Source organism: Paenibacillus sp. FSL M8-0142 (assembly GCF_038597315.1).
In the GTDB taxonomy this organism is placed as follows: Bacteria; Bacillota; Bacilli; order Paenibacillales; family Paenibacillaceae; genus Paenibacillus_AQ; species Paenibacillus_AQ lactis.
Genome location: NZ_CP152008.1, coordinates 2,977,897 through 2,991,219, shown reverse-complemented (window position 1 = coordinate 2,991,219; position 13,323 = coordinate 2,977,897). Strand labels below are relative to the sequence as shown.

Annotated in this window: 9 protein-coding genes; all 9 read right to left on the bottom strand. The window is 53.3% G+C overall.

The annotated features are described in order from the left end of the window. Nucleotides 1–1,008: 1,008 nt before the first annotated feature. The 9 genes from NSQ46_RS13980 to NSQ46_RS13940 all read right to left on the bottom strand — a co-directional run bounded on the left by NSQ46_RS13980 (nucleotide 1,009) and on the right by NSQ46_RS13940 (nucleotide 13,145). Complete coding sequence (locus tag NSQ46_RS13980) at nucleotides 1,009–3,462, bottom strand: DUF4962 domain-containing protein (protein WP_342576878.1); 2,454 nt, start codon at nucleotides 3,460–3,462, stop codon at nucleotides 1,009–1,011. After that, nucleotides 3,459–5,549: a heparinase II/III family protein gene (locus NSQ46_RS13975; RefSeq protein ID WP_028407273.1), complete on the bottom strand. Its 2,091-nt coding sequence runs from the start codon at nucleotides 5,547–5,549 to the stop codon at nucleotides 3,459–3,461. Before NSQ46_RS13975 ends, NSQ46_RS13980 begins: the two co-directional genes overlap by 4 nt. 8 nt (nucleotides 5,550–5,557) lie before the next feature. Beyond that, nucleotides 5,558–6,325: a 3-oxoacyl-ACP reductase family protein gene (locus NSQ46_RS13970; protein WP_007130104.1), complete on the bottom strand. Its 768-nt coding sequence runs from the start codon at nucleotides 6,323–6,325 to the stop codon at nucleotides 5,558–5,560. 57 nt (nucleotides 6,326–6,382) lie between these two features. After that, nucleotides 6,383–8,254, bottom strand: coding sequence for a histidine kinase (locus NSQ46_RS13965; RefSeq protein WP_028407272.1), 1,872 nt, complete (start codon nucleotides 8,252–8,254; stop codon nucleotides 6,383–6,385). After that, nucleotides 8,251–9,300, bottom strand: coding sequence for a response regulator (locus NSQ46_RS13960; protein WP_007130106.1), 1,050 nt, complete (start codon nucleotides 9,298–9,300; stop codon nucleotides 8,251–8,253). The genes NSQ46_RS13965 and NSQ46_RS13960 overlap by 4 nt, the downstream gene beginning before the upstream one ends. Before the next feature lie 107 nt (nucleotides 9,301–9,407). Continuing rightward, nucleotides 9,408–10,988, bottom strand: coding sequence for an extracellular solute-binding protein (locus NSQ46_RS13955; RefSeq protein ID WP_007130107.1), 1,581 nt, complete (start codon nucleotides 10,986–10,988; stop codon nucleotides 9,408–9,410). A gap of 126 nt (nucleotides 10,989–11,114) precedes the next feature. Continuing rightward, nucleotides 11,115–11,987: a carbohydrate ABC transporter permease gene (locus NSQ46_RS13950; protein ID WP_007130108.1), complete on the bottom strand. Its 873-nt coding sequence runs from the start codon at nucleotides 11,985–11,987 to the stop codon at nucleotides 11,115–11,117. A gap of 15 nt (nucleotides 11,988–12,002) precedes the next feature. Next, nucleotides 12,003–12,956: an ABC transporter permease subunit gene (locus tag NSQ46_RS13945; RefSeq protein ID WP_007130109.1), complete on the bottom strand. Its 954-nt coding sequence runs from the start codon at nucleotides 12,954–12,956 to the stop codon at nucleotides 12,003–12,005. Nucleotides 12,957–12,962: 6 nt separating this feature from the next. Beyond that, nucleotides 12,963–13,145, bottom strand: a complete 183-nt coding sequence (locus NSQ46_RS13940; RefSeq protein ID WP_028407270.1) for a tautomerase family protein — start codon at nucleotides 13,143–13,145, stop codon at nucleotides 12,963–12,965. Nucleotides 13,146–13,323: the final 178 nt, after the last annotated feature.

Genomic DNA, 13,323 nt, shown 5'->3' with positions numbered 1-13,323 from the left:
CGCGGAGCTGCTTTTCGCGCTCACTAGTCCCTTTTCGGGACTTGCTGCGGGCGCGGAGCTGCTTTTCGCACTCACTAGTCCCTTTTCGGGACTTGCTGAGGGCGCGGAGCTGCTTTTCGCGCTCACTAGTCCCTTTTCGGGACTTGCTGCGGGCGCGGAGCTGCTTTTCGCGCTCACTAGTCCCTTTTCGGGACTTGCTGCGGGCGCGGAGCTGCTTTTCGCGCTCACTAGTCCCTTTTCGGGACTTGCTGAGGGCGAGGAGCTGCTTTTCGCGCTCACAAGTCCCTTTTCGGGACTTGCTGAGAGCCTGGACTACTTATCGCCTGGACAAGTCCCTTTTCACCACATCGCCGCAAAGTTTCGCCAATAGAGCCTACTCTTTTACACGCACAAAGGCTCGCTGGAACAGCCGCTTCGCTGCCCATCGAGCCTTTGTTACAACATGTACGCTCCATCCATGAATCTCATCCTACTATCGAATGAGGAATTTGTGCAGACCACTCGCACTCCGACACCGAATATTACTGATCCACCAGCCACCAACTAACCGGCTATCAGTCTTCTACCCGCACTGTACACCTGTATCCAAGCACTCGGGTGAACCGATACTTGAACCGCCGAGTCGCCAGATTACTATTGCGTACACTAGCCCTCGTGACAACCGCATTGCCGATCCGCCGGCCCATACCTGCAGGCTGCCAATATCCTGTTCACTTGTACACAACCACCGACTCTCCGCTCACTTATTTCAGTTACCGAATCACCAAACCATCGTGCATGGCTTGTCGTCCGAGCTTCGACGCTGATCATCGTGCAGCAGTCATCATTACACCGCGCGTCGGGAGAGGCACGCGGTAAGAAAACTCATCGCTCACTCGATTCCAATTACCGAATCACCAGAATACTAGTTATCTGTTCAATCTCACTTCAGCCTCGGGTCGACCTTTCAAGATGTCCGCCCAATCTTTGACCACCTCCGAGCCGCCCTACACTTGCCCCGTGGTTAAATCAGTATGCTTTTGGGACCTCTACGCTTCTTGTCTTCCCGTCCCCGTTCGTGAAATAGAGATGAACGCCGTGATCCTGATCATCAAGAAAATAGGAGACGTACTTGTTCTCGTCCTTTTTCATGGGAACGAGCAAAGTTACAATCCGGTGACTCCTCGCCACATTCGTTTCGGCATGCAAATGCCATTGCGGGTCCAGCTCTTTAATCTCCTCCGGATCAACGCCGGTAAATTGATTATGCTGCGACAGTGTTAGATCGCCGGATGAACTGTAAACGAACCGGCCTTCCATTTCCGCCTTGATTCCCGCGACTCTGAAGGTCTGACCCGAAAGCTTCATTCGATGCAGCGTATGGAAGAGCCACTCGACGCGGGCCGGCTTAGCCAAGTCCACCGTATCGACAATGACGAAATAAGATTCGTCATAAAAGAAGATTTCCCGCACATACCTCTCCAGGTAAGGAACATGCTCGAAGTAAGCGTCTGTCGCGTTCATACGCGCATATCCGACTCCTTGTGAGGATTGGACCTCTTCTACCTTGCCGCTCGCCTCGATACAGCGCACCTTATCCTTGCCCGCATACTGGCCATGTCCATCGATCAGGATGTTGTTCGTGGAGCGGGTTTGCCGCCGCCAATTCATATGCATCGTGCTGCCGTAAGCAATGTAATACCCGCTTTCGATCGCCAGCGGCTCGCCGAAGGCATGCAGCAGAAATCCGTTCTGGTCGCCATGGCTGTGACTGATCGAGCCGTACGGACTGCTTTTTGCCAGCAGCATAATATGCTCATCCGGATCATCCATGCGGTGATGCATGGCAACCCATCCGATGTCGCGGAACCATTTGACGGCGCGAATCGTACCCGTGCCGCTGACTGAATCCTCGGTCGTCCACTTTTCAGAATTGTTTCCCTTGCTCCACCTCTCTGGCTCTTCGATAACCTCCGCTTCAGACTGCCTTATAGCCTCACCTTCTGATTCCCACACCGCTATAGCGGGGGCTAACGCCTCGATCTGCGGGTAATCATGCCGATACAGCATATCGTCGAACCGGAAGTCCCACCAGCCATAATTGTAAAATTTCGAATCGGCGTCCTTGTCGGCTTTTGCCACCTGCTCAAAATACCATTGATACAACCCGTTACCTGTAATCCCCGCAAATTGGCGAATGTTAAATGCTGTTTTCAAGCTGACCGGCTCCCCGAGATAGGACTGGTCGCCGAAGCTCGCCCGAATCGTATCCGGACTGCTGCAATACAGCGGAAAATCTCCCGTTCGCGCAAAGAACGGACGTTTATAGAAATCGATCGATATATAATTGCGGATCAAATTCAACGCATCGATAACAAAGGCCATACCGGTCGTCCAATAGAGCGGACCCTCCGCCCAGCCTCCATCCTCTCCTCCCCACGGGGAGTATAAGCAGGCGTAGTATTCCAGCGTGTAATCCAGCCATTGCTGCGCCTTCGGCTCTTCATGCAGCATGGCGATACAGGCGGGTACCAGCACGGACGATAGCGAGCGGACGGCATGGCTGTCGAAGGGAACATGATGAATTTTAGAGCGTTCCATTACATGATAAGCAACCTGCTCCGTACGTCGCAGTAACGCGCTTCGGACAAGCTTGATTTCTTCGGCAGACAGCATGTCATGCAGCCAGTCATAGCCCCATGCGAGCGCACCGACCATTCTAAACGCAGCCTCGTCGTTATAATCCCTCGACGTCGTCCCCTCCTGATCCCAGCCTGCCGCATGAAGCAGCCACTGTTTCGCTTTTGCAAGGATCTGATCATCCTGCAAAATAACGCCGGCCACGCTCAAATGCCGAATCGCGTACAGCGTCTCCTGGCAATCCATGTACATCTGTCTCCATAAACTCGCCACCCGCTTATGATCCGGATACGGCTTCGGCTCCGGAATGAGCGGCTTCTCCAGCCAGGGTACCACCGACTTCTCGTAAAAAGCTTTCCAGCCGCAATCATCATCCTCGCGCTGCAGCCTCTCGCGGAATGCGGTGATTCCGCTGCGATCCAACCACAGACGTGGATGTGACGCCGAAGTGTTCAGATAACGGTCGGCTCTGCCGGGCAGAGGCGTTTCCGGGAGCCCCTCAGGCACCTCAAACCGACGGATTCGGCTCCATGAGGTTCGTCCTCGCAGATCATCGGTCGGAGCTTCCCCTTCACTTTGGTTCATCAGTGCATATCTCCAGTAATACGTACCGGGGGCAAACACATGATCCGGCGTATACAGATTATACGGGATGTCCGTGAACGTCCTCGTCACGCCCGGCTCGAACGATGGCGACATTGATGTTTGCAGAACATAGCAATCGTTGTCCAGCTGCCCCGGCATCCAGGTGAACCTCGGGGGATTTTCGAGCAGCCTGGTCTCTTCGTTCGGCTGATATGGCACAGACAGACGCCCGCTGTGCGGTTCGAATAAGGTCTTCATGATTGCACCATCTCCTTCAGTCCTTGGCTGGTCATACGGAAGCTTCTTATAGATTTGCCATCGGACAGCGTCAGCCGACCGCCTTCCTTTGAAGCCTTCCATTGCAGCTCTACGGGCCTATCTCCGCTTCGGTATACTGCTATAAAACGGGACCTCTCTCCTTTCATGCGCAAGAGAATCCCTTCCATCTTCCGGCTTGGATCATCCGCGGTTCCAGGCGATTCCACCTGCACGCATTCCATGCCCTCAAACGGAACGAAGGACACGGAGGCGCTAAGGCCTGTTTCGCTCGTGATCCCCAAATCAAGCTGTCTCCGCCTAATTCTCAATCTGTGCGTGAGCTTTGCCGAAACGTAACCATAGCCATCTTCCGTTCCGAGTTGACGCGGCCAAACATCGTCTTCCGGCTCCTCGTCCGAGTCGCGAGTTTGATGATCGCCCCCGGCATCGACCAAGTTCCCGCTCCCAATATAATGAAACCACCAATCCACTACCTCCGGCTTCTCCGTCTTCACCTCAAACCAATCCAGAAGCCACCCTTCGGTTAGCAGTAAATGGCGATCCAGCACGGCATGCTCATAGGCTTCTTGCGTGCGGAGCCAAACGTAGGCGCAGCTTTGCGATGATTCATAGCGCACGCATGCGCCTTTGGATGGGAGCTGAGAACGTTCTCCAATGGATACCGTATTATGGCAGGCTGTATGAAGATACCACGCCTTTTTCAGCTTTGAGCCATAGGGTACGGTCCCACGATCCGGCGATAAAGGTGCTCCGTTGATATGAACCATAAGATTTAGTTTGTCAAAATGGCCGTGTGAGCCGCCATGCGGTCCAAAATCGACAAGGGCCTGAATACCGTTCCGAGCCTCCGTTCGTAATAACGCAAATCCGCTGTGCGGAAGGATGATACTAGAGACTACAGGCCCTGCGGAAGCTGCAGACACAGGTCCGCCCATCGTTCCGTTCCAACTGCTTTTACCATAGAGGAGCGCCTCCAGCATGCCGATTCTCCCCTGTTCGCCGTTCATATCGCGATAAGCGGCGGCGAGCAGCCCGCGGTAGCTCCCATTCTCATACACCGTCAGGCCGATCTCCATAATTTCAGCGATTTCTCTGGCATACGGTACCCGCTTATAAGGACCGTCGTGCAAAGCCGGCAATACGCCGTTTCGGTCTGCCAAGCGGACAAGTACAGTCAGCATACCTTCCATGGACTGTCCATCTCCGCCAGTCAACGCATATACATCCTCGCCAAGTCTTGAGCCCATTTCGGCCGCAATGAGATAGGCCCGCAGAACAAAAACGTGATAATACACGCTCCGCTCGAACTCGAGCTGATCCGGCCGGACCGCGATGCTCATATGGTGCTTTAACCCGCCCTCACAGCGGATCAGCTCCCTCATTTTCAGCTTGTCGCCTTGCACCGCGTATATACAAAATAACGCCGCGATAAGCCAAGCGGTGTAATTGTTCTCCGGATTTCCCCGCTCCCGGGTCAACGCTCGATGGTATTCCGTCATGCTGCTCTCCAACATGTGAAGGAACTCGTTAAAGATCCGCGACTCCGCTTTATCGAAGCGCATGCCTTCATCCCGAAGCAGCAGGTAACCTCTTAGAATCGTTGTCGTCCAGATCGCTTCCGTCAGGGCCTGATGGAACGCCCTGCCTTTCAGCATCCAGGGCTGGGCATCCGGATGGACCGGATATAAAGGAAACTGCCTGGCATAACGGAGGAGCAGATGTTTGCCGAATTCGCTGTATCCTCTCTCACCCGTACCCGCGTAAACAGCGGCAGCTTGAAGGATATATCTGGCCATCGCCTGATGCTTAAACACGAACCACGCTCCCCGGTACGGCTCGCCCTCCCATCTGCAGCCATACGGGCAGCCATACACTCGTGCGTTCGCTTCCAGCGGGTCAAAGATCAATTCCGTATGATGAACGGGACACACATATTGATGCCACCAGCCGCCGGGCTCCTCTGGTACCTCCGGATTACTCGCAATGACCTCATCAAGCTCAGCCTTCAGCAGACGGAGGGTCTCCCGGCTCCATTCATACCGCCGCGATTTTTCCTGAATTCCCATAAACTCTCTCATCGCATAAACATGCCGCCGTTGATCTCGATTGTTTCGCCCGTTATGTAGGAGGCCAGATCCGATACGAGAAACAGGATCGATCCCGCCACGTCATCCGGCGTCCCTTCGCGCCCCAGCGGAATGCCTTGAACCGTTGCCTTCCGTGCTTCATCCGAGGTAAACGTGGCATGAAATGCGGTTTGTCCGATAAAGCCCGGGGAGACGGCATTGACGTTAATGCCGCTTGCGGCAAGCTCCTTGGCCAATCCTTTGGTATAGCTGATCACGGCAGCCTTACTGGCTGCATAAATGCTGGCTCCGGGTCCGCCGCCGTTATGGGCCGCCACCGATGTCAGATTTACGATGCGGCCGCCTCCGGCCGATTTCATGCCGGGAATCACCGCTTTACTCACGAACACCGTGCTTTTCATATTGACATTCATCACGTTGTTGTACAGCTCTTCCGTCATTTCGGCATTGGAGAGCCGCTGGACCAAATGACCCGCATTGTTCACCAAGATCGTAATCCTGCCGCCGAATGTGCTCTCCACCTCGCGAACGAGCCCCTCCACTTGCTCGATCTGCGTGACATCCGCACGGAACGCATGCGCCTCGCCGCCGCTGCTCCGAATGTCCATTACCGCCCTTTCTGCCGCTTCCTTGCTGTTCAAGTAATTCAGCGCCACCTTAGCGCCGCTTCGGGCCAGCATGATCGCGGCCGCCCGCCCGATGCCTCCGCTCGAGCCCGTTATTAAGGCAATGTTTCCCGATAAGTTGATTTGCATAAGAATCCCTCCTGATTGGTGTCAAGTTGATCTCCCGTTACCCACTCTGAAGCAGCGTCACGTTTGCAGCTGCTTCAGCCTGCTCTCCTGATCATTAACGCGTTCCATCCGCGGCATCGTCATCACGATCTTGGTTCCCGATCCCGGCTGACTGCGGATCTTGATGCCGTAATCCTCGCCGTACACCATCTGTATCCGCCGATGTACATTCACGATCCCGATCCCGCCTCTGCGGCGGGCATTCCGTCCTTCATCTTCGTCCATGAGACGGTTTTTCTCCAATCGCCGGCGCAGCCGGCCGAGCTTAGCCTCCGGAATGCCGGAACCGTTATCCTCCACGATCACCAGCAGCTGATCCCCTTCGATGCGGGTGTCAATTCGGATATAATGCCACGGCTCAATCCCCTCCGGAAACGCATGCTGAAAAATGTTCTCGACGATCGGCTGCAGGGAGAGCCGGACCATTTTTTCCAGCAGCAGCTCCGGCGGCGTTGCCACCTCGATTTCGAAGTCCCGTCCGATCCGGTGCTTCAGGATGATCATGTAATGGCGGACATGGTTGAGCTCATTCGCAATCGTGATCTCCTCCAAATTTGTCTGAATCGAATATCGGAGCATGAAGGCCATCGACTCCACCATCTCCGAAATTTCATCGGAGTCCTGCACAATCGCATAACAGTTAATCGTTTCGAGCGTGTTATACAGAAAATGCGGATTGATCTGCAGCTGCAGCGCCTGGAACTCCGCCCGCTGCCGCTCCAGCTGAATGTTCTGGAGCTCCAGCTGCGTTTTCTGATTGTGAAGCTCGGTATCGTATACCTGCTCGATCATGTCCGACAGTCGGCTGACCATCAGATTGTAGCTGTGGATCAGCCCTCCGATTTCATCCTCACGCGGCTTGGCGTCCGTAATGTGGGTCCAATTTCCCTTCTCTGTCTGGCGCATGCCGTTCTTTAAGTTCCGTATCGGATCGACGATGGATTTACCGAACCGGTATGCCAGGACAAGCGCTATAATCAATGTGACAAATCCAACAATCATCGTGGTCGATCGGATGCTAGAAATGGGCGCCCTTAGCTCCTCCAGCGGCATCATAATGACCAGGCTCCATCCCGAATAATCCGATTGCCTCGATATGATCATCGTGCGCTCGCCAAGCACCGGTTCAATGAAGCGTTTATCCCCTTCGGCAATAATGCGCTGCGGCAAGCCGCCTGCCGTAATCCCGTTCATATCAACGTGATCCGGTGCATAGACCACCTCACCCTCGCGGTCAAGGATGAAGAAAAAGCCCTGTTCACCCAGATCAACGCCATTCCATAGGCTCGACAGCTGGTTTTCATTAAACTCGATAGCGAGAACGCCCTTTACGTCATACGTGCTCATGCCGCGGATTTTCCGGGCGACCGTAATGACATTGCCGCGATCTTGTTCCAGCAGACTCGTCTTGAGAATGGCGATCTCGCCGTTGTCCGGCGTCTTCTCCATCAGCTCCTGCAGCCGATCCGACGGATCAATCGACATGGCGGAGAAATTTTGATTCTGATCGAAGATCGATCGGCCATGGTACCCCAGGATGTACATCATATGCGTTTGGGTCGGATACTGAATAAAGATTTTCTGAAATACGTCTTTTCGGATCAAATGGGTGAACCGGTAATGCTCGTAGCTGTCGGCCGGGTCCATATCCAGAAATTTTTTTACCGAATCCTGAAGGAGAATGGTATTGCTGATCCGCTCGAACATCTGCAGCTGACTATCCGTCTGGCGTGCGGCATTCGTTATGACAGTCGTCATATATTTCTCCACCTGTTCATCAATGGCTTCGGACGATTTGAGGTAGAAAAACACGCCGACGGTGGTCAGGGAGAATAGTACGACAATTAGGAAATACAGAAAGATTTGGCGGGACAAGCTCCTTCTCATTATTCGATCCCCAACAGCTCCCGGTATTCGGAAGGGGTGTATCCGGTAAATTTCTTGAAGGTTTTCGTAAAATGGGGATGATCCGCATAGCCCACCTCAAACGAGATGTCCGTTATTTTGTAATGCGGGATGGCAAGCAGCTTCTTGGCCATCTCCATCCTTTTCTTAATGCGGTAGTGCACGAAGGTTTCATCCGTCAATTGTTTGAACAGCTGGCTGAAGTAAGACGGATTCAATCCGAGCATATCCGACACCTCGTCTAGCGAAAGATCCTTGGACAAATTGCGCTCGATATAAGCTTTGGCTTCCTCGACGGGCTCTTTGGCATTGCCTTTGCGCTTTGCCCGGATCTGCTGGACGGTCTGCTCCACGGCTTGCCGGAATGCTTGAAACATATTCCCCGGATTGCCGGACTCCGCCTTAAGAAATCCCGCCATTCGCTCAAAAGTGTATACATCCCTGCTGTTTAGCTGCTTGATTAGTTTCGCATACAGCTCACCCAGCAAATCCTGAAGCTGAATCGATTCGAGCTTTCGTTCCTGGCAGTATTCCTCGATTTCTTGAAGCCTTACCTGGATTTCGTTCATTTGCAAATGCCATACGGCGAGCTCCAACTGCTCAAGCCAAGCTTCCAGCTTGGATAATGGAAAATACCCCCGCTGCTTCTCAAGCAGCGCCTTCCGCTCCGTCATGAGCTTGCTGATCGTATGGTGCACCACTGATTTGGTAACCGGCTTCAGCAAATACTCCTTCACTCCATATGACATGCATTTCTGGGCGTACTCGAAATCCCCGTAACCGGAGACGACGACAACCGTGATATCGCCATAGTGCTCATGCAGCTGCCGGCTAAGCTCCAGACCGTCCATTTTCGGCATACGGATATCCGTGAAGATAAAATCCGGCCGGGCTTGTTGGATCGCTTCCAGCGCCTCGATGCCGTTGCCGGCGGTTTCCGTCAGGATCACGGAAGGATCCGCCTGAGTTATCAGTTTGGTAAGGCCCATTCTTATCATAGGTTCATCGTCAACGACCAGAACGCGGTACATTCCCATTCCCCTTTCGGATTAGCGAGTGTGTATAGGGTTAGCAAGATACTCCCCTGCAATGGATAAGCAGAGGAGTATCTTCCACCCTATACTAAAACAAGCTCCACTTATTCGAAAGCGTTTTCTTTTTCGTTAAATCGCTTCGTTGCCTCCTCGATGATCTCGCTGCCGCCCTTTGACAGGTACTCCTCCAGCACCTTGCCGTAATCCTCGATCGGCTCCCGGCCGTATACCATTCGAAGCACATGCTCGAGAATCAGCGGCGGCAGCTCGTCGGATTTCGGAGTCAGCTCCGGATATTTCACCATGGCTTCCAGCCTCGGATCGAATTCAATTCCCCGGCGCCCTTCGCTTGCAAGCATATGATCGAACGCATCGATCAGCGCTTTGCCGGAATCGGACAGCTCGGATACGCGTTTGTTGTAGGTTGTATCCTGAACCATCCACAGCCAATAGTTTAGATACCGCATTTTATCCGCGCCGGCGGCATCCGTTGGAACCTCGAATACCGGCTTGCCGTCCGTTACTTGATAATCCTCGCCTTCAATGCCGAAGCTGAAGTACAGCTCCGCTTCTTCACTGACCATCCAGTTGAAGAACTTGACGATATCCGCTGCCTTGTCCTTGGCTTTTGCGTTGATGAAGAAGGACCGCGTAACCGGGTTATAATGGGCATATCCGCCCTTTCCGTCCGGGCCGACAGGCGACGGGATGAGCGCAACCTCCGCCTCAGGCACATTTTCTTTAAGCTGAGTCCCCCAAATCGGGAGTTCGTTCGCATTCATGGACCACATGCCAGCTTTGCCGCTCGTGACGATGGATTTGAAATCCGCGCTCTCGATCGTTGCGAACTCCTTGCTGATCAATCCCTCTTCATGCATCGTTTTGTAGATTTGGATTGCCTTCTTCATATTCTCCTCATCGAAGAAGCTAGGCTTTACCTTGCCGTCAGGGAATACTTTGAACTGGTTCAGATAACCCAGCACGTCATAAGCGCCGAAGAAGGTATCGGCATATTTAAAGTTCTGCCGGCCGGCATAAGGCTGCTCCACTCCCGCCTCCTTGAATGCACGCAGCACATCCAGCGTCTCTTCAACGGTTGTCGGAACCTCCTTCCCGACCTTCTTCAGCAGATCGGTGCGAATCCATGTCGCGCGCCGGGACGGGTTAGACAGGATCTCCGGAATACCGTATATATTGCCTGTCTTGGAATCGGTCATCCGCTTCCAGGCCTCCTCCGGGATGAATTGAAGCAGGTCCTGACCATGCTCCTCGAGCAGATCATTCAGCGGGAGGAACACGCCGTTCTCTACAGCGCCCGCGAGCTCCGGACCGCTAATCCCGCCGGTACCTTGAACGACATCCGGAATGTCGTTCGTCGCGAACATCTGGACCATTTTATCCTGATACTCGTTATGCGGGATCAGCCGGATGTCCAGGTCCGTGTTCGTCATTTTCTCCAGCTCCAGCACGTATTTGTCCTTGTTGATATCCGGATTCTTCTCCACGTAGGATACGTTCAGCGTTCGCATGGAGATCGAGAATTTCGTCGGCCCTCCATCAGTACCCCCTTGCGTTTCGCCGCCCACTCCGTTGGCTCCGTTACTGCCGCCGTTATTGCCTGAACAGCCTGCCAGCATGGCAAGCACCAGTCCGGCCGTGATCACACGTCTCCAGCGTTTACTCATAAATCCCCCTCTTTTCAAGCTAGAATGTCCGCTATATAATAGCGCTTTCAAACTTAACCTCAGTATAGAGAGCCGTTATGGTAGTCACAAGGAATGTCTTTGGCCCGGTTTGTCGTTTTTTTAGAATCATTCTTTGATCGAACCGATCATCATCCCATGGATGAAGAAGCGCTGCAGGAACGGGTACAGGAGGATAATGGGCAGCGTGGCGACAAGAATGACGGCCATCTGAACGCCCTGCACGGATTGGGAGCTCGCTTCAAATGCCATGTTCCCCGTATCCGTCATCCCCTCGTTAACGAGGAGCTCCCTCAGCTTCACCTGGAGCGGATACTTTGCACGGTCGTTGATATAGTAGAGCGCATCCATATACTTGTTCCAGTTGGTCACCGAGTAGAAGATCCCCACAGTGGCAAGCGCCGGCTTAGATAACGGCAGCACGATGCTCCACAGCGTCCTAGCTTCGCTGCACCCGTCGATACGCGAGGAATCGATCAGTTCATTCGGAATTTGAGCGAAGAAGGTCCGCAGCACGAACAGGTTAAAAGCACTTATCGCCGTCGGCAGCATCAGGGACCAGAGGGTGTTCACCAGGCTCAACTCACGCATCAGAATAAATTGCGGAATGAGTGGAGCCGTAAAGATCATCGTCATCAGAATGAACACCATGATCGTCTTTCTTCCCACGTACTCCGGTCTCGAAAGCGGGTACGCAAGGGATGCGGTCGCCGCCAGATTGATGAATGTCCCCAGCAATGTGATGTAGACGCTGATCCCGAACGCTCGCCAGATCGAAACATCTTGGAACACATGCTCATAATACGCCAGCGTAAATTCTACCGGCCAGAACATCACCACGCCCCGATCGATCGCGCCCGGACTGCTGAACGATTGGGCAATGACGTTAAGAAACGGCAGCAGCATGGTCAGCGCGAGAAGGGTCAGGAACATATAATTGCCTGCGAGAAACAGCTTTCTGCCGGGACTATCGTATTTCACCTTCGTCACCCCCCTCTAATACAGCGACTCGCCGGTCGCTTTCTTGCTGATGGCATTGGCTATCGCGATCAGGAACAAACCCACCACGGATTTGAACAGCCCGATCGCGGTCGCGTAGCTGTACTGAAGCTGCTGCAAACCGGCCTTGTAGATATACGTATCCAGAATTTCGCTGGATTGAATGTTGAGCGGATTCTGAAAAACAAAGACGCGCTCGAACCCGTAATCCAGAAAATCGCCGATCTTCAGCAGGAACAGAATCGTAATTACCGGAAGCAGCGCAGGCAGCGTTATGCTGAGCGTCTGACGCCATCTTCCCGCCCCGTCGATGTTCGAGGCTTCGTACAGGTCGGGGTTGATGCCTGCCAGCGCAGCCAGATAGATGATTGTCCCCCACCCGACATCCCGCCACAAGCCTGAACCGACCAGCACGGTCCGGATATAGGAATCTTCGCCGAGGAAATAAATCGGCTCAACGCCGAACCATCCGAGAATGACGTTCACGATTCCCGAGCTCGGTGATAAAATCCCGACGAAGATACCGCTTACAATTACCCACGACAGAAAATGCGGCGCATAAAAAATCGTCTGAATGATTTTTTTGTACAGCACGAGTCTTACCTCGTTCAACAGCAGCGCCAGTACGATCGGTGCCGTAAAAGCAAACAAGATGTCGTACGTTCCCAGCAAAAGCGTATTGCGCAGGATTTTCAAGAAATCATAATGCGAGAACATCCGTTCAAAATGCTCCAGACCGATCCACGGGCTCTTCGTAACGCCTGCGAACAGATTATAATTCTGGAACGCGATCACGGAGCCGAGAAGCGGCACGTATTTGAACAGGACGAAGAACAAAAGTCCCGGAAGCGAGATCAAGTACAGCGCCTTGTACTTCCACATGAAGCCTAATACGTTCTTGCGTTTATTCTTGAGCGTCCCCAATCCAGCCGCATGATTTCGATCGGCCATCCTTCCTCACCTCTTGTTTCTCAAATTGGCCGGCGCATGCTCATCAATCGGAATCTCGTCAAATCGGATGCTGATGAACTCGGGCTCCCGTTCGATAATTCGGGACAGCTCCCTGGTAAAAACCTCGACGATTTCTTCCTTCTGAGCATCCGACCGCCCTTCGTACATTTTGATCGTAATTTGCGGCAACGGCATTCGCCTCCCTTGCTTATGGTGTGAATATGAATACTCATATCCTAAGAGCCCGGCTAGCCATGCAGCAATGGAAGATCATCGGCTCCTTTGTGTTTTTTTTAGGCGAAACCACCGGGCTTGTGTTTTTATAAGACGCGCTTGTCATTTTACTAGAAGTTCGATCGGAAGTATG